This is a genomic window from Qipengyuania seohaensis (assembly GCF_002795865.1).
Classification (GTDB): Bacteria; Pseudomonadota; Alphaproteobacteria; order Sphingomonadales; family Sphingomonadaceae; genus Qipengyuania; species Qipengyuania seohaensis.
This window is the reverse complement of sequence record NZ_CP024920.1, coordinates 216347-238090: the sequence shown is the minus strand read 5'-3', so window position 1 is coordinate 238090 and position 21744 is coordinate 216347. Positions and strand designations below refer to the sequence as shown.

The following is a 21744-nucleotide window of genomic DNA, read 5'->3' as shown; positions in this document are numbered from 1 at the left end:
CAGAAATCCCAATTTTTAAGACAGAGGTTATTGGAAAATGGCGAAGGAAAAATTCGAGCGCAATAAGCCGCACGTCAACGTTGGCACCATCGGCCACGTCGACCACGGCAAGACCACGCTGACCGCGGCTATCACCAAGGTTCAGGGTTCGGCCGTCGATTTCGCAAACATCGACAAGGCTCCCGAAGAGCGTGAGCGCGGCATCACCATCTCGACCGCACACGTCGAGTACGAAACCGACGCACGTCACTACGCGCACGTCGACTGCCCGGGTCACGCCGACTACGTGAAGAACATGATCACCGGTGCTGCCCAGATGGACGGCGCTATCCTGGTCGTGAACGCAGCTGACGGCCCGATGCCGCAGACCCGCGAGCACATCCTGCTTGCGCGTCAGGTCGGCGTTCCGCAGCTGGTCGTTTACCTGAACAAGGTCGACCAGGTCGACGACGAGGAAATCCTCGAGCTCGTCGAACTCGAAGTTCGCGAACTGCTCAGCTCGTACGACTTTGACGGCGACAACATTCCGATCATCAAGGGTTCGGCTCTCGCCGCTCTCGAAGGTCGTGATCCGGAAATCGGCGAAAACTCCATCAAGGCGCTGATGGAAGCGGTCGACACCTACATCCCGACCCCCGATCGTCCGGTCGACAAGGACTTCCTGATGCCGATCGAAGACGTGTTCTCGATCTCGGGTCGTGGTACGGTTGTCACCGGCCGCGTCGAAACCGGCGTTGTGAACGTTGGCGACGAAGTCGAAATCGTCGGCATCAAGGACACCACCAAGACGACCGTCACCGGCGTCGAAATGTTCCGCAAGCTGCTTGACCGCGGTGAAGCAGGCGACAACATCGGTGCCCTGATCCGCGGCGTCGGCCGTGAAGACGTCGAGCGTGGCCAGGTCCTCGCTAAGCCCGGTTCGGTTAACCCGCACACCGAGTTCAGCGCAGAAGTCTACGTCCTGTCGAAGGACGAAGGTGGCCGTCACACGCCGTTCTTCGCGAACTACCGTCCGCAGTTCTACTTCCGCACCACCGACGTCACCGGCGAAGTGATCCTTCCCGAAGGCACCGAAATGGTGATGCCGGGCGACAACGTGACGATCGACGTCAAGCTTATCGCTCCGATCGCCATGGACCAGGGTCTGCGCTTCGCAATCCGCGAAGGCGGCCGTACGGTCGGCTCGGGCGTTGTTGGCTCGATCAAGAAGTAAGCTTCGGCTTTAATGGCAGGCCCGTCCTTCCTTTCGGGGAGGGGCGGGCCTTCCGCTTTTCTGAGGGTTTGCGATCGGTGCTGAGGCACGGTTGGTCGCACCTCGATCCCGCTTGTTGGATTTGGCGGAAATCGGGGGTTGCCAGATGCGGGTGTCACCCGTATATGCGCGCCCACAGGCAGAGATTCGTCTCTGATTTATCGAATTCATGGAAGGTCGCTCGTTCCGGGAAGCCGGGTCCAATGCGAGGCGGACCTTTCTTTTTGTTTGCGGGTCACCCCCGGCCCGCTTGGCTCTTTCGCATCGGTGTAGGTAATGGAAGCACAGAATATCCGCATTCGCCTCAAGGCGTTCGACCATCGCGTTCTCGACCAGGCAACTGGTGAAATCGCAGACACCGCACGTCGTACGGGTGCCCTCATTCGTGGTCCCATTCCCATGCCGACGCGCATCGAGAAGTTCACCGTGAACCGCGGCCCGCACATCGACAAGAAGTCGCGCGAGCAGTTCGAGGTGCGCACGTACAAGCGTCTGCTCGACATCGTGCAGCCCAACGCCCAGACCGTCGATGCGCTCATGAAGCTCGACCTCGCAGCTGGCGTGAACGTCGAGATCAAGCTGGCCTAAGCCACTGATCCGGTCCCCGGCAGGACCTTAAAGCAGCCGGAAGTTCAAAGGGGCCCTCGATTGCCCCGCCGGACCTTCGGGTCAGGCAAGACATCGGGATACCGCCGGGCATTAGCTCGGGACTGCGTCCCCCGTCTGCTTCCATCATGGAGGCAATCAGCCCGGACGGGGCACGCATCATATCATCGGGCTGGCAAGCACCCTGGGGATGGGCCTCTGGGTGCCTCTGTTGAGGAGTTTGACGATGCGCACAGGCGTGATCGCAAAGAAAGTCGGGATGACCCGCCTCTTCCAGGAGGACGGACGGCACGTACCCGTGACCGTTCTTTCGCTGGAAGATTGCCAGGTTACCGCACATCGCACGCAGGACCGCGACGGCTATTATGGCGTCCAGGTCGGTTCGGGCGAAGCGAAGCAGAAGAACGTAAACAAGCCGCAGCGCGAAGCTTTTGCCAAGGCAGAAGTCGGGCTGAAGATGAAGGTCGCGGAATTCCGCGTCGACAGCGAGGAAGCCCTGCTTCCGGTCGGCGCTCGCATTTCTGCAGAGCACTTCATCGCGGGCCAGAAGGTCGACATCACCGGCCACACGCAGGGTAAGGGCTTTGCCGGCGCCATGAAGCGTTGGGGCTTCGGTGGTCTGCGCGCTTCGCACGGTGTTTCGGTCTCGCACCGTTCGCACGGTTCGACGGGTAACCGCCAGGATCCGGGCCGCGTGTTCAAGGGCAAGAAGATGGCCGGCCACATGGGCGACCGTCAGCGTACCCAGCAGAACCTCGAGATCGTGCGCACCGACGCCGATCGCGGTCTTCTTTTCGTCAAGGGTTCGGTCCCGGGCGCGAAGAATGGCTGGCTCATGGTTCGCGATGCCGTGAAGATTGCTCCGGCCGAGGAACTCCCGTTCCCGGGCGTCATGCGCCGTAACCAGGACGAGTTTGCTTCGGAAGAAGCGGCTGCAGGTCTGGTCGAAAGCGCAGCCGAGCATGAAGTGAACACCGAGGTGGACGCCGAAACTCAGGCGAAGCTTCTCGCACAGCAGGAAGCTGGTGCCGAGGGTGATGCCACCGATAGCAAGGAGTCCTGATCGTGAAGGTCAAGGTCCAGAAAATCGACGGTAAGGCGTCGGGCGATATCGAACTGAACGCAGATGTGTTCGGTCTCGAGCCGCGTGCCGACATCCTTCACCGCGTTGTAACGTGGCAGCTTGAAAACCGCCGCGGCACTGCACGCCCCACGCGTGAGCGTTCGGACGTTGCCCGCACGGGCAAGAAGTTCGGTCGTCAGAAGGGTTCGGGCGGCGCACGTCACGGCGATCGTGGCGCTCCGATCTTCATCGGTGGTGGTAAGGCTCATGGTGCGCGCAAGCGGGACTTCGAGCAGTCGCTGAACAAGAAGATCCGCGCACTCGGCCTCAAGATGGCCCTCTCGAGCAAGGCGAAGGACGGCCTCGTCGTCGTCGACAGCCTCGAGCTCAAGGACGCCAAGACGAAGGCGCTGAAGGGCGTGTTCGACAAGAATGGCTGGAACGGCAAGGTCCTGGTCATCGACGGCGAAAGCGTGAACGACGGTTTCAAGAAGGCCGCCGGAAACCTGCCGGGCGTGAACGTAATGCCCGCCATGGGCGCCAACGTTTACGACATCCTGAAGCACGATACGCTCGTCCTCACCAAGGACGCGGTCGCAAAGCTGGAGGGCCGTTTCAATGGCTAAGAAGCAGGCAGTAGACGCGCGTCACTATGACGTCGTGCTCGCACCGCACATCACCGAAAAGTCGACCCTTGCTTCCGAGCATAATGCGGTCGTCTTCAAAGTGGCCAATGACGCAACGAAGCCGCAGATCAAGGAAGCCATCGAGGCGATCTTTGACGTGAGCGTGACCGGCGTCAACACGATCAATGTCAAGGGCAAGACCAAGCGTTGGCGCGGCAAGCCCTACAAGCGCAATGACGTGAAGAAGGCTGTCGTCACCCTGAAGGACGGCGATAGCATCGACGTCACCAGCGGTATCTGAGGGGCTAGGAAACAATGGCACTCAAGAATTACAAACCGACGAGCCCCGCGCGCCGCGGCCTCATCCTCGTCGACAAGTCGGGCCTGTACAAAGGCAAGCCCGTCAAGTCGCTCACGGAAGGCAAGCGCAAGACCGGTGGCCGGAACAACAAGGGCCATGTCACCTCGCGTGGCATCGGCGGCGGTCACAAGCAGAAGTACCGCTTCATCGACTTCAAGCGTCGCAAGTGGGACGCTGAAGGCACTGTGGAACGGATCGAATACGATCCCAACCGCACCGCTTTCATCGCACTTGTGAAGTACGAAGACGGTGAGCAGGCCTACATCCTGGCTCCGCAGCGTCTCGCTGTCGGCGACAAGGTGATCGCAGCCGAAAAGGCCGACACCAAGCCCGGCAACGCAATGCTGCTCGGCCAGATGCCGGTCGGTACGATCTGCCACAACGTGGAAATGAAGCCGGGCAAGGGCGGCCAGATCGCTCGCGCTGCAGGTTCCTATGTCCAGCTGGTCGGTCGCGACCGCGGCATGGTCATCGTGCGTCTCAACAGCGGCGAGCAGCGTTACCTGCGCGCCGACTGCATGGGCACCGTTGGCGCCGTGTCGAACCCGGACAACCAGAACCAGAACCTGGGCAAGGCCGGTCGTCGTCGCTGGATGGGCATCAAGCCGCTGACCCGCGGTGTCGCCAAGAACCCGGTCGATCACCCGCACGGTGGTGGTGAAGGCCGCACCAGCGGTGGCCGTCATCCCGTCACTCCGTGGGGTAAGCCGACCAAGGGCGCCCGCACCCGCAAGAACAAGCAGACGGACAAGTTCATTATCCGTTCGCGTCACGCGAAGAAGAAGAGGTAATCCGACATGGCTCGTTCCGTCTGGAAAGGTCCGTTCGTCGAACTCAGCCTTCTGAAGAAGGCCGAAGAGGCTCAGGATGCAACCAATGCCAAGCCGATCAAGACCTGGTCGCGCCGCAGCACTATCCTGCCCCAGTTCGTCGGTCTCACGTTCAACGTGTACAACGGCCACAAGTTCATCCCCGTAGCCGTTTCGGAAGAAATGGTCGGCCACAAGCTTGGTGAATTCGCGCCCACGCGCACGTTCCCGGGTCACGCTGCCGACAAGAAGGGTAAGCGCTGATGAGCAAGCAGAAAGCTCCCCGTCGCGTCGCCGACAACGAGGCTCTGGCAGTAGGCACCACCATTCGTGGTTCCGCGCAGAAGCTGAACCTCGTTGCCGAGCTCATCCGCGGCAAGAAGGCCGAAGAGGCCCTCAACATCCTGGCCTTCTCGAAGAAGTCGATGGCCAAGGATGCCACGAAGGTTCTCGCTTCGGCGATCGCCAACGCGGAAAACAACCACAACCTCGATGTCGACTCGCTGGTCGTAGCCGAGGCTTCGGTAGGCAAGTCGATCACGATGAAGCGCTTCCACACCCGTGGTCGCGGCAAGTCGACGCGCATCCTGAAGCCGTTCAGCCGCCTTCGGATCGTCGTTCGCGAGCAGGAAGAGGCGTAAGATGGGCCATAAGAGCAATCCGATCGGTCTGCGCCTGCAGATCAACCGCACCTGGGACAGCCGCTGGTACGCCGAAGGGCGCGACTATGCGAAGCTGCTGAGCGAAGACATCGAGATCCGCAAGTACATCCTCAAGAACGCTGCTCAGGCTGCGATCTCGAAGGTTGTGATCGAGCGTCCGGCCAAGCTGTGCCGCGTTTCGATCTATGCTGCGCGTCCCGGCGTCATCATCGGCAAGAAGGGCGCGGACATCGAGAAGCTGCGTGCGCAGCTGTCGAAGATGACCGAAAGCGAAGTGAAGCTGAACATCGTCGAGATCCGCAAGCCGGAAGTCGACGCGAAGCTCGTCGCGCAGGGCATTGCCGATCAGCTGATCCGCCGTGTCGCATTCCGCCGCGCTATGAAGCGCGCCATGCAGTCGGCCATGCGCCTTGGTGCCGAAGGCATCAAGATCATGTGTGGCGGCCGTCTTGGCGGTGCAGAAATCGCACGTGTCGAACAGTATCGCGAAGGCCGCGTGCCGCTGCACACGCTGCGCGCCAACATCGATTACGCTGAAGCCGAAGCGCTAACCGCTTACGGCATCATCGGGATCAAGGTGTGGGTCTTCAAGGGTGAGATCCTCGGCCATGACCCGACCGCGCAGGACCGTCTCATGATGGAATCGCAGACGTCCGGCGTCCGTCCGGCTCGCTGATTGCAGGATTAGGAAAGAACCATGCTGCAACCGAAGAAAACCAAGTACCGCAAGGCGTTCAAGGGCAAGATCCATGGCAACGCCAAGGGCGGCACCACGCTGAACTTCGGCTCGTACGGCCTCAAGGCCCTCGAGCCCGAGCGTATCACCGCACGCCAGATCGAAGCTGCGCGTCGTGCGATCACGCGTCACATCAAGCGTCAGGGCCGTCTCTGGATCCGCGTCTTCCCCGATGTGCCGGTGTCGAAGAAGCCTGCCGAAGTCCGTCAGGGTAAGGGTAAGGGCTCCGTCGAATACTGGGCCGCTCGCGTAAAGCCGGGCCGTATTCTGTTCGAACTCGACGGCGTTGCCGGCCCGCTGGCCGCCGAAGCGTTCAGCCGCGCAGCGATGAAGCTGCCGGTAAAGACCAAGGTTGTTGCCCGTCTGGGTGACTCCTCGCACCTGGGAGGCGAATGATGAGCAAGATCGAAGATCTGCGCCAGAAGAGCGACGACCAGTTGGCAGAGGAACTGACCAACCTGAAGCGTGAGCAGTTCAACCTGCGCTTCCAGGCTGCGACGAACCAGCTCGAAGCGCCCGCCCGCATCCGCGAAGTCCGCCGTTCGATCGCCAAGATCAAGACGCTGCAGACCGAGCGCGCCAGCGCCGCTGCCAAGGCTTAAGGAGTAGACCATGCCCAAGCGTATTCTGATCGGGACCGTCACCTCCGACAAGACCGACAAAACCGTGACCGTACTGGTCGAGCGTAAGGTGAAGCACCCCCTCTACGGGAAGATCATCCGCCGCTCGAAGAAGTACCACGCCCACGACGAGAAGAACGAGTACCAGCTCGGCGACGTCGTGCGCATCGAAGAGACCAAGCCGATCTCGAAGACCAAGACCTGGTTGGTCAAGGATCGAGTAACGGCAGGCGGAACGCAGGCTGTCGAGGCTGACCTCGAAGTCGAAGCCGCAGGCAACTGAGTTAGACGTTAGGAACTGCCGGACTTGTTCCGGCAAGCCAGTGAGAAGGAAACGGATCAATGATCCAGATGCAATCCAATCTCGACGTCGCGGACAATAGCGGCGCCAAGCGCGTCCAGTGCATCAAGGTACTGGGCGGCTCCAAGCGCCGCACCGCGTCCGTCGGCGACGTGATCGTGGTTTCCGTCAAGGAAGCCCAGCCGCGCACCAAGGTGAAGAAGGGCGATGTCCATCGCGCTGTCATCGTGCGCACGAAGAAGGACGTACGCCGCCCCGATGGCAGCGTGATCCGCTTCGACAGCAACGCCGCGGTTCTCGTCAATAAGAACGAAGAACCGATCGGCACCCGTATCTTCGGGCCGGTGGTACGCGAACTGCGTGGCCGCGGCTTCATGAAGATCATCTCGCTTGCTCCGGAGGTGCTCTAAGATGGCATCCGCTAAGATCAAGAAGGGTGACACCGTCGTAGTCCTGTCCGGCAAGGATAAGGGCAAGACCGGCACCGTGTCGAAAGTAAGCCCCAAGGACGGCAAACTCGTCGTCGAAGGTGTGAACATCGCGGCCCGTCACCGCAAGCCGACCCAGCAGAACCCGCAGGGTGGTATCGACCGCTTCGAAGCTCCGATGCCGATCGGCAAGGTTGCTGTGGCCGATCCCAAGGATGGCAAGCCCACCCGCGTCCGTTTCGAAGAAAAGGACGGCAAGAAGGTGCGCGTCGCCGTCAAATCCGGGGAGACCATCGATGGCTGATTATACGCCTCGCATGAAGCAGCGCTACGACGACCAGATCGTCAAGGCGATGACCGAGAAATTTGGCTACAAGAACCGTCTTGAGGTTCCGAAGCTGGAAAAGATCACGCTCAACATGGGTGTGGGCGAAGCCAGCCAGGACAAGAAGAAGGTCCAGACTGCAGCCGAAGAGATGGCACTGATTGCCGGCCAGAAGCCGGTTATCACCAAGGCCAAGAAATCGATCGCACAGTTCAAGCTGCGTGAAGGCATGCCGATCGGCGCGAAGGTCACCCTTCGTCGTGAGCGCATGTACGAATTCGTTGATCGCCTTGTGACCATCGCAATGCCCCGCATCCGCGACTTCCGTGGCCTCAACGCCAAGTCGTTCGACGGTCGCGGCAACTACGCAATGGGCCTCAAAGAACAGATCATCTTTCCCGAGATCAGCTACGATCAGATCGATAAGGTCCGGGGCATGGATATCATCGTAACAACCACGGCAAAGACCGACGAAGAAGCGCGCGAACTGCTGCGTCTGTTCGGTTTCCCGTTCCCGGCTGAAAAGTCGGAAGAGAAGGAGGCGGCGTGAGCCGCCTTCCGATCGAGAGATAAGGAAGGAACTTAAGTCCAATGGCGAAACTGAGTTCGATCAACAAGAATGAGCGTCGCAAGAAGCTCGTCAAGCAGTATGCGGAGAAGTTCGCAAAGCTGAAGGCGATCGCAGACGACGAGAGCCTCGATGAAGGCGAGCGACTGATCGCGCGCCTCAAGATGGCTGAACTGCCGCGTAATGCGAACCCGACCCGGGTGCGTAACCGCTGCTCCACCACCGGCCGCCCGCGCGGCTATTACCGCAAGTTCGGCCTTAACCGTATCGAACTGCGCGACCTCGGCAACAAGGGCCTGATTCCGGGCCTGACCAAGTCGAGCTGGTGAGGAATCGATAGATGGCTATGACCGATCCCCTGGGTGATATGCTCACCCGTATCCGCAACGGCCAGCAGGCGAAGAAGGACAGCGTCCTTTCGCCGGCTAGCAAGCTGCGTGCAAACGTCCTCGAAGTGCTCCAGCGCGAAGGCTACATCCGTGGCTACAGCGACGATGCTTCGGGCAAGCACCCGCAGCTGCGGATTGAACTGAAGTATTTCGAAGGCGAACCGGCTATCAAGCACGTCGCCCGCGTCTCCAAGCCCGGCCGCCGCGTCTACGCGGGTTCGAAAGAACTCCCCGTCGTCCGTAACGGCCTTGGCATCACCATCGTCTCGACGCCGAAGGGCGTGCTCTCGGACGCCGAGGCACGTGCCGACAATGTCGGTGGCGAAGTGCTGGCGGAGGTATTCTGATGAGCCGCATCGGTAAAAAACCCGTCGCGATCCCGAGTGGGGTCGAGGCCAAGATCGAAGATGGCACGCTCAGTGTGAAGGGTCCCAAGGGCACCCTTTCCATGGGTATGTCCGATCTGGTCGAGTACAAGCTGGAAGACGGCGAAATCTCGGTCACTCCGGCCAATGACACCCGTCAGGCACGCAACCACTGGGGCATGCAGCGCACGCTGGTGTCGAACCTGGTCGAAGGCGTTACCGAAGGTTTCAGCAAGGTCCTCGAGATCAACGGCGTTGGTTATCGTGCACAGGCACAGGGCAAGAAGCTCAAGCTTCAGCTCGGTTACTCGCACGACGTCGACCTCGATGTTCCGGAAGGTATCGAGGTGAAGACCCCGGACCAGACCACCGTAGAAATCAGCGGTAGTGACAAGCAGGCCGTGGGCCAGTTTGCGGCTAACGTCCGCAAGTGGCGCAAGCCCGAGCCTTACAAGGGCAAGGGCATCAAGTACCGCGGCGAGTATATCTTCCGCAAGGAAGGGAAGAAGAAGTAAGATGGCAAAGCTTTCCCTTTTCGAACGCCGCCGCCGCCGTGTGCGTACTGCGCTTCGCAGCCGCGCTGGTGGCAAGCCGCGCCTGTCGGTCCACCGCACCGGTAAGCACATCTACGCGCAGATCATCGACGATGCTGCCGGCAAGACCGTTGCCGCTGCCTCGACGCTGGGCGTGAAGGGCTCGGGTGCCAATGTCGATGCCGCCAAGAAGGTCGGTTCCGACATCGCCGCTGCTGCAAAGAAGGCCGGCGTGACCAACGTCGTGTTCGACCGCGGTGGTTTCCTGTTCCATGGCCGCGTGAAAGCGCTGGCCGACGCCGCTCGTGAAGGCGGGCTGGAGTTCTGATCATGGCTGATGAAAACAAGACCGAAGAAAAGACCGAAGAAAAGGTCGTGACGGCCGAAACCGAAACCGCCGTGACCAACGAAGAGCCGGCAGTCGCCGATACGCCTTCGGAAGCTGCTGCCAACCAGGACCCTGCACAGGGTGCCGAAGGTCAGCCGCGCGGACGTGGCAACCGTGGCGGTGGCCGCGGTGGCAACGATCGTGGCCGTGGTGGCCGTGGTGGTCGTGATAATCGCCGTGGCGGTCGTCGCGAAGAAGAAGACGATGGCATCATCGAGAAGCTCGTCCACATCAACCGCGTCAGCAAGACGGTGAAGGGCGGCAAGCGCTTCGGTTTCGCTGCACTCGTGGTCGTGGGTGACGGTTCGGGCCGTGTCGGCTTCGGCAAGGGCAAGGCCCGCGAAGTGCCGGAAGCGATCCAGAAGGCAACTGCCGCTGCTCGCAAGAAGATGATCCGCGTCCCGCTGAAGGAAGGTCGTACCCTCCATCACGACGGCAACGGTCGCTTCGGTGCCGGCAAGGTTACCGTGCGTACGGCGCCTCCGGGTACCGGTATCATCGCCGGTGGTCCGATGCGTGCCGTCTTCGAAAGCCTGGGCGTTGCAGACGTGGTGACCAAGTCGGTCGGCACTTCGAACCCCTATAACATGATCCGCGCCACGTTCGACGCGCTGACCGACCAGACTTCGCCGAAGTCGGTTGCCCAGCGTCGCGGCAAGAAGGTCGCCGACCTCCTTGGTCGCGGTGGTGCGTCGGAGGCAGAGGCTGAAGCCGACGCCGCCGCTATCGCGGAGTAAAAATGATGGCCGCTAAGAAAAATGATGGGGCTAAAACCATCAAGCTCAAGCAGATCGGCTCGCCGATCCGCCGTCCGGAAGGACAGCGCAAGATCCTCATCGGTCTTGGCCTGAACAAGATGCACAAGGTCGTAGAACGCCAGGACACTCCCGAAGTGCGTGGTGCCGTCGCCAAGGTCCCGCATCTTGTCGAGATCGTCGACTAATCAGTCGACGGAACAATTTGACGGGAGCGGCCTGCTGCGATAGCGGGCCGCTTCCATTTTTCAGCGCGAACAAAAGCGAAAGCGAGTGCAGACCATGACTATCAAACTCAACGACATCCGTGACAACCCCGGCGCCCGCAAGGAGCGCATCCGTGTCGGCCGTGGCATCGGTTCGGGCAAGGGCAAGACCGCTGGCCGTGGCCAGAAGGGTCAGAAGAGCCGTTCGGGTGTTGCCATCAAGGGCTTCGAAGGCGGCCAGATGCCCCTTCACATGCGCCTGCCGAAGCGCGGCTTCAACAACCCGTTCGGCAAGGACTTTGCCGAAGTGAACCTGGGCATGATCCAGAAGTTCATCGACGCGAAGAAGCTCGACGCCAAGAAGGACATCGACCACGCAGCGCTGCAGGCCGCCGGCCTCGCACGCGGCGGCAAGGACGGCGTCCGCCTGCTCGGCAAGGGTGAGATCAAGGCGAAGGCGAAGTTCGTCGTTGCCGGTGCCTCCAAGGGCGCGATCGAAGCCGTCGAAAAGGCCGGTGGTTCGGTTGAAGTGCTGCCCAAGGCGCAGCCCGAGCATGAGAAAAAGGCTGCTCGCACCGAGGCCAACAAGGCCAAGAAGGCAAAGTAATCGATGGAAATAAGGGAGCGGGGGTTCGACATTCGGCCTTCCGCTCCCTATCTGTCCGGTCAGCGCCGGGACGGGCCGGCGACAAGCTAGGATCGAAGACGACCAATGGCATCAAGCGCCGACAGTTTCGCGAGCAACATAAGTCTCGCCAATTTCTCCAAGGCCACTGAGCTCAAGCAGCGCATCTGGTTCACGATCGGTGCGCTGATCGTTTTCCGTTTCCTGAGCTTCGTTCCGCTACCGGGCATCAATGCCCGTGCGCTGACGCAGCTGGCCGATGTCACCCAGGGTGGCATCATCGACATGTTCAACATGTTCACGGGCGGTAGCCTGGAGCGCATGAGCCTCATTGCGCTCGGCGTCATGCCCTACATTACAGCTTCGATCGTCGTGCAGATGGCCTCGGCCCTGCACCCCACGCTCGCCGCTCTCAAGAAAGAGGGGACGGTCGGCCGCCAGAAGCTCAACCAGTATACTCGCTACGGTACGGTGCTGCTTTGCACAGTGCAGGGCTGGTTCCTTGCCGCCGGTCTTGAAAGCTTCGGGGCGGCTAACGGCATCGCAGCCGTGGTCGATCCCGGCTACATGTTCCGCGTCGGCGCGGTCATCAGCCTTGTCGGCGGCACCATGTTCCTCCTGTGGCTGGGTGAACAGATCACCAGTCGCGGTATCGGCAACGGCGTTTCGCTGATCATCATGGCCGGAATCGTCGCACAGTTCCCCACCTTCGTGACGAACATGGCGACCGGATACAGCGAAGGCTCGATCGCCACCGGCATCCTGCTCGGCTTCATCGTGATGGTCGTCGGCCTGATCCTCCTGATCAGTTTCTTCGAGCGCGCCCAGCGCCGGCTGCTGATCCAGTATCCCAAGCGCGCAACCCAGCGCGGCGGGATGCAGGCAGACCGTTCGCATCTTCCGCTCAAGCTCAACACCGCAGGCGTCATTCCGCCGATCTTCGCCAGCTCGCTGCTTCTGCTGCCGCTGACGATCACGCAGTTCGCCGGTAATTCGCTGGATACGGAAAGCAGCTTCGGCGGCGTCGTGCAGACGGTTCTGCAATACCTCCAGCACGGTCAGCCGCTCTACATGACGCTGTACGGCCTCGGAATCATCTTCTTCTGCTTCTTCTACACCGCAGTCGTCTTCAATCCCGAAGAGACCGCAGAGAACCTGAAGAAGAATGGCGGCTTCATCCCCGGTATCCGTCCGGGCAAGCGCACCGAGCAGTATCTCGATTACGTTCTCACGCGCATCACGGTGATCGGCGCCATCTACCTGACATTCGTCTGCGTGGTGCCCGAATACATGATCGCCCAGACCGGTATCCCGCTGTTCCTTGGCGGTACCAGCCTGCTGATCGTCGTGAACGTGACTGTCGATACGATTAGCCAGATCCAGTCGCACCTGCTGGCGCATCAGTACGGCGATCTCATCAAAAAGGCCAAGTTGAAGGGTCGCCTTCGTTAAGGCATGAGCGAAGGCGAAAGGGACCTCACGCGATGGATATAATTCTTCTCGGCCCTCCGGGCGCAGGCAAGGGTACCCAGGCGCAGCGCCTGGTCGAGCATCACGGCATGATGCAGCTGTCGACTGGCGACATGCTCCGCGAAACTCGCAAGGCGGACACGGAGCTTGGTCGGAAGGTCGCGGACATCATGGATTCGGGCGGTCTCGTCTCGGACGATATCGTGTCGGCCATGATCGATGCCAAGCTTGCCGACATGGGGCCCGAGACCGGTGCTATCTTCGACGGCTATCCTCGTACGGCAGCCCAGGCTGACCAGCTCGACGAGATCCTCGCCAAGCACGGCCGCAGCCTCGACCATGTTATCGAGCTGGAAGTCAACGAAGACGCTCTGGTCCAGCGTATTACCGGTCGCTTCACCTGCGCCAATTGCGGTGCGGGCTATCACGACACCTTCAAGCAACCGAAGGTAGAGGGGGTCTGCGACCAGTGCGGCTCGACCGAGTTCAAGCGCCGTCCGGATGACAATGAAGAAACCGTGCGCCACCGCATGCAGGTGTATCGCAACGAAACCGCTCCGATCCTGCCGGGCTACGAAGCTCGCGGCATCGTGAACCGGGTCGACGGCATGGGCGCGATCGATGATGTAACCCACGCCATCGACGCCATACTGACCTGATATTGCGGGCGAGGGGGGTGCAGACTGCCCTTTCCAAACCACTTTCGCGCTCATACAACTCGCCCGAATGATCCGGGAGAGAACAATGCCGCGCCTCTATGCAACTTTAGCCGCAATCGGCCTCGCGACCTTCGCGGTTCCTACGGCTGCGAAGGTCGTCGCGACGAGCGAAAGCGGATTCGTCACGAAGGCCTCGGCCGCAGTAGCCGCCACACCGCGCGAAACATGGCTGGCCCTGATCAAACCTTCCGCCTGGTGGAATGACGCGCACACCTGGTCTGCCGATGCGTCCAACATGACGCTGGTGCCGTCCGCTGGAGGGTGCTTCTGCGAGAGGATCCCGGGCGAGGGCGACATCCCCCTCGATGGCAGCGCGCAGCATGCTGTTGTCGTCCAGGCGGTACCGGATCGAGCCTTGCGCCTTCGCGGAGGTCTCGGGCCGCTCCAGGCGGTGCCTGCCACAGGCGTGCTGACGGTAACCCTCTCGGCGATCGATGGCGGCACCCGGATCGACTGGGAATACAATGTCGGCGGTCCGATGGGCTTTGAAATCGACCAGATTTCCAAGGCGGTGGACGGCGTCATGAACCAGCAGCTGCGCGGCCTTCGCGACCATCTCGGTGGGATGGATGGGGAAGGGGGCGATGATGCTGAGGAGGATCCCGGCGCCGATACGGAAGCCGCCGATCAGGGGGCGGAAGAGGACAGCGTCGGGGATCAAATCGACGCTTTGGCAGACTGATTTTTGACGTAGGCTTGCTCGACGGTTATCACGAGGTTGTATCACGCGCAGGGTTACCCATATGGGTGGCCTCGTCGTTTGCGTGCGCGGGCTGTTGACCTAGCGGCCGAATCCGCCTAAGCGCGCCTTTCATTCGACACTTTCGGTGAGTCCGGCAGGCGGTATCTTTTGCACGCCATCCGGGCTTTTTGCGTGAAGCACGGCCGGCTGTATCAATGAAAACAAGGCGTTGAGATAGGGTCCCGCTTCAAAGGACCCTGTGGAGCATGGAGAATTAAGTGGCTCGTATTGCCGGGGTAAACATCCCCACCAACAAGCGCGTTATTATCGCGCTCACCTATATTCACGGAATCGGCCGTACCAAGGCTGTTGAGATCGCTGACAAGCTCGGCATCGATCACGCTCGTCGTGTCCAGGACCTCTCCGACGAGGAAATCCTGCGCGTTCGCGAAACGATCGACGAAGAGCACATGGTCGAAGGCGATCTTCGTCGCGACACCGCGATGAACATCAAGCGCCTGATGGACCTGCGTTCCTATCGCGGTCTTCGTCACCGTGCCGGCCTGCCCGTTCGCGGCCAGCGCACTCACACCAATGCCCGTACCCGCAAGGGTAAGGCCAAGCCGATCGCCGGCAAGAAGAAGTAAGCCTGGGGTCTCCCAGCGCTTTTCCCTTCTTGAGAATATGTAAGGAAGTAACATCATGGCACGCGAACCCGGCCGCGTTAGGCGCCGCGACAAAAAGAACATTTCCAGCGGCGTTGCGCACATCAACGCCAGCTTCAACAATACGATGATCACCATCACCGACGCACAGGGCAATGCTATCAGCTGGTCCAGCGCCGGGATGATGGGCTTCAAGGGCAGCCGCAAGTCGACTCCCTATGCGGCCCAGGTTGCAGCAGACGATGCCGGCAAGAAAGCTGCCGAGCATGGTGTGCGCACCCTCGAAGTCGAAGTTAAGGGCCCGGGTTCGGGTCGTGAGAGCGCCCTTCGCGGTCTCGCAGCTGTCGGCTTTACGATCACCTCGATCCGCGACGTTACGCCGATCCCGCACAATGGTGTGCGGCCGTCCAAGCGTCGTCGCGTCTGATCCGTACCTGCCTGGCGGTCCGGCAACGGGCCGCCGACAATCTTCACGGACCGGACGCTCACTGAGAGCTCCGGTCCTGCCCGCATCCACACCAGGGGAAATCCATGTCCGTCAACATCAAGAACTGGCAGGAACTCAAGAAACCCAACACCCTCGACATCAAAGACGGTGGCGACAAGAAGCGTAAGGCGACCTTCGTTGCCGAACCGCTCGAGCGTGGCTTCGGCCTGACGCTCGGCAATGCGCTGCGTCGTGTGCTGCTGTCCTCGCTCCAGGGCGCGGCCATCACCTCGATCAAGATCGAGAACGTGCTGCATGAATTCTCCTCGCTCGCAGGCGTGCGCGAGGACGTCACCGACATCGTCCTGAACGTGAAACAAATCGCGCTCAAGATGGAAGGTGAAGGCACCAAGCGCCTTCAGCTCTCGGCCACTGGCCCGGGCGAAGTCAAGGCAGGCGACATCGCCGTTTCGGGCGATATCGAGATCATGAACAAGGATCTCGTGATCTGTCACCTCGACGAAGGTGCGACGCTGAACATGGAACTGACCGCAGATGCGGGCAAGGGCTATCGCCCCGCCGTGATGAACCGTCCGGCCGATGCGCCGATCGGTCTCATCCCGGTCGACAGCCTGTATTCGCCGGTTCGCCAGGTCAGCTACAAGGTCGACAACGCTCGCGTGGGCCAGGAACTGGATTACGACAAGCTGTCGCTGAACATCGAGACCGACGGCACCGTCACTCCGGAAGACGCCGTGGCATACGCTGCGCGTATCCTCCAGGACCAGCTGACGCTGTTCGTCCACTTCGAAGACGGCATCCCGCAGCCGACTTCGGCGATGATCGGCCAGGCTGCAGAGCCGCAGGAAAGCGACACCAACCAGCTCAATCGTTACCTTCTCAAGAAGGTCGACGAGCTGGAACTGTCGGTCCGTTCGGCGAACTGCCTGAAGAACGACAACATCATCTACATCGGCGACCTAGTCCAGAAGACCGAGGCCGAGATGCTCCGTACGCCGAACTTCGGCCGCAAGTCGCTCAACGAGATCAAGGAAGTCCTGAGCTCGATGGGTCTGCGCCTCGGCATGGACATCCCTGGCTGGCCGCCAGAAAACATCGAGGAAATGGCCAAGAAGCTCGAACAAGAGCTGCTCGGTTAATCGATTTCCAAGGGGCATAGGCCGGACCCCTTTTTCCGGCCTGTTTCGGGCTACCTCATACGGGCCCCCTACGAACGAAGGACAAGAAAATGCGTCATAAGATTTCCGGCCGCAAGCTTCAGCGCAAGACGGGTCACCGTCATGCAATGCTGCGCAACATGGCTGCTGCGCTGATCAAGCACGAGCAGATCATGACCACGCTGCCCAAGGCGAAGGAAATGCGCCCTTACATCGAAAAGCTGATCACGCTGGCAAAGCGCGGCGGCCTTTCGAACCGTCGCCTTGCGATGGCTCGCCTGCAGGACGAAACGCAGCTGAAGAAGCTGTTCGACGTTCTGGCAGAGCGTTATGCCGATCGTGAAGGCGGTTACAGCCGCGTGATCAAAGCCGGTTATCGTGGCAGCGATGCTGCGCAGATGGCCGTGATCGAGCTGGTCGACCGCGACGTCGACGCCAAGGGCCAGGACAGTGGTCCGGTCATGGGCGACGAGGAAATGGAAGACGCGTAAGCGCTTCTGCCTAAGAATAACGAAGGGCCGGGGGAGCAATCCTCCGGCCCTTTTGTTTTGCGCGCTGGGGAAGTCGTGTCACAAGGCGCGCATGATCAGATACGCTCTTGCAGCCAGCGCGCTCCTCGTCACCACCCCCCTCGCTGCCCAATCGACCGCCCAAGAGGTGATCGACGCCCGCTATTCCCGCGCGCTGGCGGCAGGGTACAAGGCGCTGTTCCTGTGCAGCGCGATTGCCAATGCGGAATGGTCTGGCGCGCAGCGATCACCCGAAAGTGTTCACCAGTGGGAATTGACGGGGGTCGACGCGCGATACGACGGGATCATTCGCGACCTGCCTTACGAAATCCTGCGCGACGGGGCCGATGGATCGGGCGCGGTCAACCGGGTGGACGTGAGCTGGGCGCAAGATGCGCCTCCGCGCTCGGCCAAGCATTTTCCCGGTTCTGGCTGCGTCATCATGCCCATCGGCATGGATCCTGCCGGAGGTGAGTACACGCCGAATAACGTGAGCAGCGACGGATCGCTGACATTCGCCCTGCCTGCGCCACCTGCGTTCTCTGTGCCTGCCCCACCTTCATCCGCTACCAATGCTGTTCTGGCGGCGGCTCTGGATGAGACCTATGGTGAGGGAACGCGGACGACAGCGGTTTTGGTGACGAAGGATCGCAAACCTGTCGATTGGGCCACCGGTCCCGATTTCACGCTGTTCACTCCGCAGCGCACATGGTCGGTCGCTAAAAGCATTGCAGCGACAATAGTCGGGGCAGCCGTTCAGCGCGGGGAGATATCGGTTGAAGGTACGGCCAGCCTTGCGGGGATGAGCAATTTCGACCCGCGCCGCGAGATCACCATCGACCACGCTCTTCGCATGGCGTCGGGTCGCTATTCCGATACGCCGGGCAACCGCACGGAACCCCTTTATTGGGGTGGAACTACGGTCGACGAGCGGGCCCAGAACTGGCCCCTCATCTACAAGCCGGGCACCGTCTACCGCTACGCCAACAACGATACGCTGGCAGCGGTTGCAGCGATCAGCGAAACGTTCGAAGCCCATCCGCCGCGTGAGGTGCTGAAATCGATCGGCATGAGCGACACTATTCCCGAATACGACTGGCGTGGGAATTATGTCCTTTCCAGCCAGGTTTGGGCGCATGCGCATGATCTGTCGAAGCTTGGCGAGTTGTACCTCAACGATGGAGTGGGCCCCGACGGTACGCGGATCCTGCCCGAAGGATGGGTCGAATATGTCTCCTCCCCGTCCGGACCACAGCCCGGCGGCCCCTTCGGCTATGGTGCAGGCTTCTGGCTGCTCAACAATTCCGACGGCGTGCCTACCGATACTTTCGCTGCAATGGGCAACCGCGGCCAGTATGTCGTGATCGTCCCGAGCCTTAACGTCGTCATCGTGAGAAGGGGAGAAGACCCCAGCGGATCGCGGTTCGACATTGCGGCGTTCACGCGCGATGTCCTTGAATCCCTTGAGAAATAGCCATTCAGGAAAAACGACAGTTTTCTGAACATCGCCTGCAATCGGGATTCAGGCTCACCTCAGTGCGACTCGCCTAGAACCTCAATCAACCGAGGCAATCCCGCCTGGGTAGAGATGAGGAGAGCCTCACATGACCAAGATCACAAAGAATATTGCGAAGGGTGGGATCGCAACTGCTGCCGTCGGAGCAATGGCGCTTGCCACCGCAACCCCGGCCCAGGCCCGCGACCGCGACGATGGTATCTCCGTCGGCGACGTTATTGCCGGTGCAGTCATCATTGGCGGCATTGCCGCTATCGCCAATTCCGCAAAGCGTGACCGCGATTACTATCGCGATGGCCGCTACTATCGCGACGGACGCTATTATCGCGACGGTGGTGAGTATCGCCGCGGTGCTTACCGCAACCGGGGTAATCCTCGCGCCGCAGTCGAACGCTGCGTTGCTGCCGCCAAGCAGGATGCCCGTCGCTACGGCTACCGCTATGCGCAGGTCACCGACATCCGCGATGTGGACGACACGCGTTATGGCTGGAGAGTTAAGGGCCGCATTGTCGTCGACGGCCAACGCGGCGGTCGGTGGGGCAACTATGACCGTTACGACAGGTACGACCGCGATGACCGCCGTCGCTACCGCAATGAAGATAACGGCAAGTTCACCTGCTATATCGAGCGGGGCCGCGTGAGCCACGTCGACTTCAGCGGCATTCGCGGACTTCGCTAATCGCCCACTAATCCACCGGCGGCCCGGACCTTGCGGTTCGGGCCGTCTTTGTGTCCGGTTCAGCCGTGCTAAAGCTGAGACCTGACATCCGTAGTCCGGTCATCCTTTGCGCCAGGTGGAGGCGCGAATGCAGAGGAAACTTCGCATGAAGAAATTGCACACCTGGGCTCTCGCGCCCGCCGTACTCGCAACTGCGTCCATCGGGGTATCACCGGTCGCTGCGGCATCCATCCCGCAGGCATCGGTTTCGCCTACGAAACCGGCAGGTGTCACCAGGTATGATCCTGCCGACCAGACTTACGAAAACCACCGCTACCGCCGGTATCGGCATTATCGCCACCATCGCGGGCCCAGCCTCGGTGACGTGCTGACCGGCGTACTGATCATCGGTGGCATCGCCGCAATTGCCGACAGCGCGAAGCGTAGCGACGACCGCAGGAATCGCGATCGCGACTATCCCGACTATCGCCGCGACGATGCGCGCTGGGACGATGGGCGGGGTATTGATCGCGCCGTAAGCATGTGCGTGGACGCGGTGGAGCGTGACGAACGCGTCGAGACGGTGGACCGAGCAGATCGCACCGCAAACGGGCTGCAGGTCAGCGGCACCGTATCCAGCGGCGCCGGATTTTCCTGCGAGATCGGTAGCGACGGACGGGTCCGGGATGTCGATTTCGGTCAGTCCGGCAATTGGCAGGGCGATGAAGACCGTGATGACGACGGCTATGCCGGTGTGACCGATGACAAGCAGTGGGACGATACGCGCTACGCTGCCGAGTGGGACAGGCTCGACGATCGCACCGCAATGGCCCCTGAAGCGTCTTTGCCCGCCGATAATGGCCAGCAACCTTCGTATCCCGGAGGACCTGTGGAGGGCGAAGGCGAAGATGATCGCCCGGTCTATCCCGGCGATCCCGCCTGAAGGTTAGTCCTTGCTCGCCATCCGCTCGTCGTAAGAGGGTAGGGCGAGATTGCACAGGATGGCGGCGAGGCGGAGGCTGAACCCGGCCAACGCCGCGCCGATCCAGACATACCAGTCCTCGAAGCCGAGCAACGACCCCGCAACTGTGAGGCTCGAGGACAGGGCAGCGGCCGTGACGTAAAGCTCCGGCCGCATGAGGATCGACGGTCTGCCTGCAAGAACGTCGCGGATGATGCCGCCGACACAGCCTGTAATCACCCCCATCAATGCCGCAGGGACGGGCGGGACGCCGTATTGCAACGCCTTGGCCGTGCCGAGGACAGCATAGGCGGCGAGGCCCATCCCATCGGCAATCGACAGGAAGCGGCCCTCCCACCAGCGCGTGGGCGTGAACCAGGCGAACAGCGCGATACCAAGGCAGGTTGCGGACACCCAGGGATCGACCATCCAGAAGACGGGCGCGCCGATCAGCAGGTCGCGGATCGTGCCTCCGCCGACCCCGGTGATCAGGGCGAAAAACGTCAGGGTGACGAGCGTCTGCTTTTCCTTGGCCGCGACCAAGGCACCGGTCAAAGCGAAGATCGCCACTCCGGCGACATCCAGCCAATCGAGGACCGGCGTGAGGATTTCCTCGTTCACGCAGGGTTGCCCTTCCGCGGTTTGCGTCGACGGAACATCAGGATGAAGCCGAGCAGCGAAGCCAGGACGCCGAGGATCGCAAACAGGATCAGGATCGGGTGGCTCGTGTCCTCGCGCGTCTGGAGATCCATGATATGCAGGCCCCAGACGAAATCGAACGTGCGCCACCATTGCGTGCGGACGGCCTCGATTTCGCCGGTGTGCTCGCCGACGTAGACATGGGTTCCGTCCGTCAGCGCAACCCGCCAGACTGGCAATTCCCTACGGAAATCCAAGGGCACACTGTCCGCATCGAAGCGCGCGGTGTCGGCTATACGGTCGCCGCCCCTGATGCGCTCGGCCACGATCATGCGAGCTTCAACTTCCGAAATCGGGCCCATCTCGGATCCGTCGGCACGAAACCTGTCGCTGGTCCCGTCCATGTAGGTGATCCGCGTTACCGTCTCGCCGCGTTCCACCTGCGTCGTAACGGAGCGGACAGGCCGGGTGCTCTCGGCAGGCAGGGTAACGGATATTTCAGTGTCGCTCGGCAGCGCCCGTTCGGTGACCGCATTGCGCAAATGATTGCCGCGCACCTCCTCGATCGGCTTGATCACCATGATAAGCCCTGTCACCGTCCACATCAGGATCGGTACGCCAGCCAGCCAGGCCAGCCAGATATGCCATTTGGCAAAGCGCCGCATGATCTGCTCCTGTCCCACTAATTCCTCCGTCTGATAG

The 21744-nt window shown here is 61.1% G+C and carries 34 protein-coding genes; 32 read left to right on the top strand and 2 right to left on the bottom strand.

The features are described 5' to 3' along the window. Window positions 1-37: 37 nt before the first annotated feature. The 32 genes from tuf to CVE41_RS01030 all read left to right on the top strand — a co-directional run bounded on the left by tuf (window position 38) and on the right by CVE41_RS01030 (window position 20385). Window positions 38-1213 carry an elongation factor Tu gene (tuf, locus tag CVE41_RS01185; protein ID WP_100259031.1) on the top strand — a complete coding sequence of 392 codons (1176 nt, stop codon included), beginning with the start codon at window positions 38-40 and terminating at the stop codon, window positions 1211-1213. 315 nt (window positions 1214-1528) lie between these two features. Continuing rightward, the gene (gene rpsJ / locus CVE41_RS01180) at window positions 1529-1840 is read left to right on the top strand and encodes a 30S ribosomal protein S10 (protein ID WP_006831877.1); all 312 of its coding nucleotides are present in this window, start codon (window positions 1529-1531) and stop codon (window positions 1838-1840) included. A 244-nt stretch (window positions 1841-2084) separates the two neighbouring features. Beyond that, window positions 2085-2921, top strand: a complete 837-nt coding sequence (rplC, locus tag CVE41_RS01175; protein WP_100259030.1) for a 50S ribosomal protein L3 — start codon at window positions 2085-2087, stop codon at window positions 2919-2921. A 2-nt stretch (window positions 2922-2923) separates the two neighbouring features. Beyond that, window positions 2924-3547 (top strand): 50S ribosomal protein L4, encoded by a 624-nt coding sequence (rplD, locus tag CVE41_RS01170; protein WP_100259029.1) that lies wholly within the window; start codon window positions 2924-2926, stop codon window positions 3545-3547. Next, entirely contained in the window at window positions 3540-3848 is a 309-nt protein-coding gene (locus CVE41_RS01165; protein WP_090478807.1) for a 50S ribosomal protein L23, read from the top strand. Before rplD ends, CVE41_RS01165 begins: the two co-directional genes overlap by 8 nt. Before the next feature lie 14 nt (window positions 3849-3862). Beyond that, window positions 3863-4699: a 50S ribosomal protein L2 gene (gene rplB / locus CVE41_RS01160; protein ID WP_100259028.1), complete on the top strand. Its 837-nt coding sequence runs from the start codon at window positions 3863-3865 to the stop codon at window positions 4697-4699. A gap of 6 nt (window positions 4700-4705) precedes the next feature. Beyond that, the gene (gene rpsS / locus CVE41_RS01155) at window positions 4706-4981 is read left to right on the top strand and encodes a 30S ribosomal protein S19 (RefSeq protein WP_100259027.1); all 276 of its coding nucleotides are present in this window, start codon (window positions 4706-4708) and stop codon (window positions 4979-4981) included. Next, complete coding sequence (gene rplV / locus CVE41_RS01150) at window positions 4981-5358, top strand: 50S ribosomal protein L22 (protein WP_006831883.1); 378 nt, start codon at window positions 4981-4983, stop codon at window positions 5356-5358. Before rpsS ends, rplV begins: the two co-directional genes overlap by 1 nt. A gap of 1 nt (window position 5359) precedes the next feature. Further along, complete coding sequence (gene rpsC, locus CVE41_RS01145) at window positions 5360-6055, top strand: 30S ribosomal protein S3 (protein WP_100259026.1); 696 nt, start codon at window positions 5360-5362, stop codon at window positions 6053-6055. Window positions 6056-6076: 21 nt separating this feature from the next. Next, window positions 6077-6511, top strand: a complete 435-nt coding sequence (gene rplP, locus CVE41_RS01140) for a 50S ribosomal protein L16 (RefSeq protein WP_090478793.1) — start codon at window positions 6077-6079, stop codon at window positions 6509-6511. Further along, complete coding sequence (rpmC, locus tag CVE41_RS01135) at window positions 6511-6717, top strand: 50S ribosomal protein L29 (RefSeq protein WP_090478791.1); 207 nt, start codon at window positions 6511-6513, stop codon at window positions 6715-6717. The genes rplP and rpmC overlap by 1 nt, the downstream gene beginning before the upstream one ends. Window positions 6718-6727: 10 nt before the next feature. Then, window positions 6728-7018: a 30S ribosomal protein S17 gene (rpsQ, locus tag CVE41_RS01130; RefSeq protein WP_100259025.1), complete on the top strand. Its 291-nt coding sequence runs from the start codon at window positions 6728-6730 to the stop codon at window positions 7016-7018. 59 nt (window positions 7019-7077) lie between these two features. Further along, a complete protein-coding gene (rplN, locus tag CVE41_RS01125) occupies window positions 7078-7446 on the top strand; it encodes a 50S ribosomal protein L14 (protein ID WP_006831888.1) in 369 nt (122 codons plus the stop codon). Between the two features lies 1 nt (window position 7447). Then, window positions 7448-7768 (top strand): 50S ribosomal protein L24, encoded by a 321-nt coding sequence (rplX, locus tag CVE41_RS01120; protein ID WP_100259024.1) that lies wholly within the window; start codon window positions 7448-7450, stop codon window positions 7766-7768. Next, the gene (gene rplE / locus CVE41_RS01115) at window positions 7761-8339 is read left to right on the top strand and encodes a 50S ribosomal protein L5 (RefSeq protein ID WP_100259023.1); all 579 of its coding nucleotides are present in this window, start codon (window positions 7761-7763) and stop codon (window positions 8337-8339) included. Before rplX ends, rplE begins: the two co-directional genes overlap by 8 nt. A gap of 41 nt (window positions 8340-8380) precedes the next feature. Then, on the top strand, window positions 8381-8686 hold the full coding sequence (gene rpsN / locus CVE41_RS01110) for a 30S ribosomal protein S14 (RefSeq protein WP_100259022.1): 306 nt from the start codon (window positions 8381-8383) through the stop codon (window positions 8684-8686). 11 nt (window positions 8687-8697) lie between these two features. Next, complete coding sequence (rpsH, locus tag CVE41_RS01105; protein WP_006831892.1) at window positions 8698-9093, top strand: 30S ribosomal protein S8; 396 nt, start codon at window positions 8698-8700, stop codon at window positions 9091-9093. Further along, window positions 9093-9626: a 50S ribosomal protein L6 gene (rplF, locus tag CVE41_RS01100; RefSeq protein ID WP_100259021.1), complete on the top strand. Its 534-nt coding sequence runs from the start codon at window positions 9093-9095 to the stop codon at window positions 9624-9626. The genes rpsH and rplF overlap by 1 nt, the downstream gene beginning before the upstream one ends. Window position 9627: 1 nt before the next feature. Beyond that, window positions 9628-9972 carry a 50S ribosomal protein L18 gene (gene rplR, locus CVE41_RS01095; protein WP_090478770.1) on the top strand — a complete coding sequence of 115 codons (345 nt, stop codon included), beginning with the start codon at window positions 9628-9630 and terminating at the stop codon, window positions 9970-9972. Next, entirely contained in the window at window positions 9972-10769 is a 798-nt protein-coding gene (gene rpsE, locus CVE41_RS01090; protein WP_232725832.1) for a 30S ribosomal protein S5, read from the top strand. Before rplR ends, rpsE begins: the two co-directional genes overlap by 1 nt. Window positions 10770-10774: 5 nt before the next feature. After that, window positions 10775-10975 (top strand): 50S ribosomal protein L30, encoded by a 201-nt coding sequence (rpmD, locus tag CVE41_RS01085; RefSeq protein WP_090480179.1) that lies wholly within the window; start codon window positions 10775-10777, stop codon window positions 10973-10975. A gap of 94 nt (window positions 10976-11069) precedes the next feature. Continuing rightward, window positions 11070-11600 (top strand): 50S ribosomal protein L15, encoded by a 531-nt coding sequence (gene rplO / locus CVE41_RS01080; RefSeq protein WP_100259020.1) that lies wholly within the window; start codon window positions 11070-11072, stop codon window positions 11598-11600. A 105-nt stretch (window positions 11601-11705) separates the two neighbouring features. Further along, a complete protein-coding gene (gene secY, locus CVE41_RS01075) occupies window positions 11706-13070 on the top strand; it encodes a preprotein translocase subunit SecY (protein ID WP_100259019.1) in 1365 nt (454 codons plus the stop codon). Window positions 13071-13102: 32 nt separating this feature from the next. After that, complete coding sequence (locus CVE41_RS01070) at window positions 13103-13747, top strand: adenylate kinase (RefSeq protein WP_100259018.1); 645 nt, start codon at window positions 13103-13105, stop codon at window positions 13745-13747. An 85-nt stretch (window positions 13748-13832) separates the two neighbouring features. Next, window positions 13833-14489, top strand: a complete 657-nt coding sequence (locus CVE41_RS01065) for an SRPBCC family protein (RefSeq protein WP_232725739.1) — start codon at window positions 13833-13835, stop codon at window positions 14487-14489. Between the two features lie 278 nt (window positions 14490-14767). After that, on the top strand, window positions 14768-15136 hold the full coding sequence (gene rpsM / locus CVE41_RS01060; RefSeq protein WP_100259017.1) for a 30S ribosomal protein S13: 369 nt from the start codon (window positions 14768-14770) through the stop codon (window positions 15134-15136). Window positions 15137-15191: 55 nt separating this feature from the next. Then, window positions 15192-15581 (top strand): 30S ribosomal protein S11, encoded by a 390-nt coding sequence (gene rpsK, locus CVE41_RS01055; protein ID WP_090478760.1) that lies wholly within the window; start codon window positions 15192-15194, stop codon window positions 15579-15581. A gap of 104 nt (window positions 15582-15685) precedes the next feature. Next, window positions 15686-16741 carry a DNA-directed RNA polymerase subunit alpha gene (locus CVE41_RS01050; protein WP_100259016.1) on the top strand — a complete coding sequence of 352 codons (1056 nt, stop codon included), beginning with the start codon at window positions 15686-15688 and terminating at the stop codon, window positions 16739-16741. A gap of 89 nt (window positions 16742-16830) precedes the next feature. Continuing rightward, window positions 16831-17250: a 50S ribosomal protein L17 gene (gene rplQ / locus CVE41_RS01045; protein WP_090478754.1), complete on the top strand. Its 420-nt coding sequence runs from the start codon at window positions 16831-16833 to the stop codon at window positions 17248-17250. A gap of 91 nt (window positions 17251-17341) precedes the next feature. Then, a complete protein-coding gene (locus CVE41_RS01040; RefSeq protein WP_100259015.1) occupies window positions 17342-18742 on the top strand; it encodes a serine hydrolase domain-containing protein in 1401 nt (466 codons plus the stop codon). A gap of 130 nt (window positions 18743-18872) precedes the next feature. After that, the gene (locus CVE41_RS01035; RefSeq protein WP_100259014.1) at window positions 18873-19463 is read left to right on the top strand and encodes a hypothetical protein; all 591 of its coding nucleotides are present in this window, start codon (window positions 18873-18875) and stop codon (window positions 19461-19463) included. Window positions 19464-19608: 145 nt separating this feature from the next. Further along, on the top strand, window positions 19609-20385 hold the full coding sequence (locus tag CVE41_RS01030; RefSeq protein WP_100259013.1) for a hypothetical protein: 777 nt from the start codon (window positions 19609-19611) through the stop codon (window positions 20383-20385). Between the two features lie 3 nt (window positions 20386-20388). Here the strand turns inward: CVE41_RS01030 and CVE41_RS01025 are convergent, their stop codons facing one another. Both CVE41_RS01025 and CVE41_RS01020 read right to left on the bottom strand, forming a co-directional pair. After that, window positions 20389-21024, bottom strand: coding sequence for a trimeric intracellular cation channel family protein (locus tag CVE41_RS01025; RefSeq protein WP_100259012.1), 636 nt, complete (start codon window positions 21022-21024; stop codon window positions 20389-20391). Further along, complete coding sequence (locus tag CVE41_RS01020; protein WP_232725738.1) at window positions 21021-21707, bottom strand: PepSY domain-containing protein; 687 nt, start codon at window positions 21705-21707, stop codon at window positions 21021-21023. Before CVE41_RS01020 ends, CVE41_RS01025 begins: the two co-directional genes overlap by 4 nt. Between the last annotated feature and the right edge of the window lie 37 nt (window positions 21708-21744).

Coding starts and splice junctions, on each gene's coding strand:
- CVE41_RS01035 (WP_100259014.1), top strand. CDS start 18,873: ATGACCAAGATCACAAAGAATATTGCGAAGGGTGGGATCGCAACTGCT.
- rplE (WP_100259023.1), top strand. CDS start 7,761: ATGGCTGATTATACGCCTCGCATGAAGCAGCGCTACGACGACCAGATC.
- rplN (WP_006831888.1), top strand. CDS start 7,078: ATGATCCAGATGCAATCCAATCTCGACGTCGCGGACAATAGCGGCGCC.
- CVE41_RS01165 (WP_090478807.1), top strand. CDS start 3,540: ATGGCTAAGAAGCAGGCAGTAGACGCGCGTCACTATGACGTCGTGCTC.
- rplV (WP_006831883.1), top strand. CDS start 4,981: ATGAGCAAGCAGAAAGCTCCCCGTCGCGTCGCCGACAACGAGGCTCTG.
- rpsK (WP_090478760.1), top strand. CDS start 15,192: ATGGCACGCGAACCCGGCCGCGTTAGGCGCCGCGACAAAAAGAACATT.
- rplO (WP_100259020.1), top strand. CDS start 11,070: ATGACTATCAAACTCAACGACATCCGTGACAACCCCGGCGCCCGCAAG.
- tuf (WP_100259031.1), top strand. CDS start 38: ATGGCGAAGGAAAAATTCGAGCGCAATAAGCCGCACGTCAACGTTGGC.
- rplR (WP_090478770.1), top strand. CDS start 9,628: ATGGCAAAGCTTTCCCTTTTCGAACGCCGCCGCCGCCGTGTGCGTACT.
- rpsC (WP_100259026.1), top strand. CDS start 5,360: ATGGGCCATAAGAGCAATCCGATCGGTCTGCGCCTGCAGATCAACCGC.
- rplX (WP_100259024.1), top strand. CDS start 7,448: ATGGCATCCGCTAAGATCAAGAAGGGTGACACCGTCGTAGTCCTGTCC.
- rplP (WP_090478793.1), top strand. CDS start 6,077: ATGCTGCAACCGAAGAAAACCAAGTACCGCAAGGCGTTCAAGGGCAAG.
- CVE41_RS01030 (WP_100259013.1), top strand. CDS start 19,609: ATGAAGAAATTGCACACCTGGGCTCTCGCGCCCGCCGTACTCGCAACT.
- rpmC (WP_090478791.1), top strand. CDS start 6,511: ATGAGCAAGATCGAAGATCTGCGCCAGAAGAGCGACGACCAGTTGGCA.
- secY (WP_100259019.1), top strand. CDS start 11,706: ATGGCATCAAGCGCCGACAGTTTCGCGAGCAACATAAGTCTCGCCAAT.
- CVE41_RS01040 (WP_100259015.1), top strand. CDS start 17,342: ATGATCAGATACGCTCTTGCAGCCAGCGCGCTCCTCGTCACCACCCCC.
- CVE41_RS01020 (WP_232725738.1), bottom strand. CDS start 21,707: ATGCGGCGCTTTGCCAAATGGCATATCTGGCTGGCCTGGCTGGCTGGC.
- CVE41_RS01065 (WP_232725739.1), top strand. CDS start 13,833: ATGCCGCGCCTCTATGCAACTTTAGCCGCAATCGGCCTCGCGACCTTC.
- CVE41_RS01070 (WP_100259018.1), top strand. CDS start 13,103: ATGGATATAATTCTTCTCGGCCCTCCGGGCGCAGGCAAGGGTACCCAG.
- rpsS (WP_100259027.1), top strand. CDS start 4,706: ATGGCTCGTTCCGTCTGGAAAGGTCCGTTCGTCGAACTCAGCCTTCTG.
- rpsH (WP_006831892.1), top strand. CDS start 8,698: ATGGCTATGACCGATCCCCTGGGTGATATGCTCACCCGTATCCGCAAC.
- rpsQ (WP_100259025.1), top strand. CDS start 6,728: ATGCCCAAGCGTATTCTGATCGGGACCGTCACCTCCGACAAGACCGAC.
- rplF (WP_100259021.1), top strand. CDS start 9,093: ATGAGCCGCATCGGTAAAAAACCCGTCGCGATCCCGAGTGGGGTCGAG.
- rplQ (WP_090478754.1), top strand. CDS start 16,831: ATGCGTCATAAGATTTCCGGCCGCAAGCTTCAGCGCAAGACGGGTCAC.
- rpsN (WP_100259022.1), top strand. CDS start 8,381: ATGGCGAAACTGAGTTCGATCAACAAGAATGAGCGTCGCAAGAAGCTC.
- rplB (WP_100259028.1), top strand. CDS start 3,863: ATGGCACTCAAGAATTACAAACCGACGAGCCCCGCGCGCCGCGGCCTC.
- CVE41_RS01050 (WP_100259016.1), top strand. CDS start 15,686: ATGTCCGTCAACATCAAGAACTGGCAGGAACTCAAGAAACCCAACACC.
- rpsJ (WP_006831877.1), top strand. CDS start 1,529: ATGGAAGCACAGAATATCCGCATTCGCCTCAAGGCGTTCGACCATCGC.
- rpmD (WP_090480179.1), top strand. CDS start 10,775: ATGGCCGCTAAGAAAAATGATGGGGCTAAAACCATCAAGCTCAAGCAG.
- rplC (WP_100259030.1), top strand. CDS start 2,085: ATGCGCACAGGCGTGATCGCAAAGAAAGTCGGGATGACCCGCCTCTTC.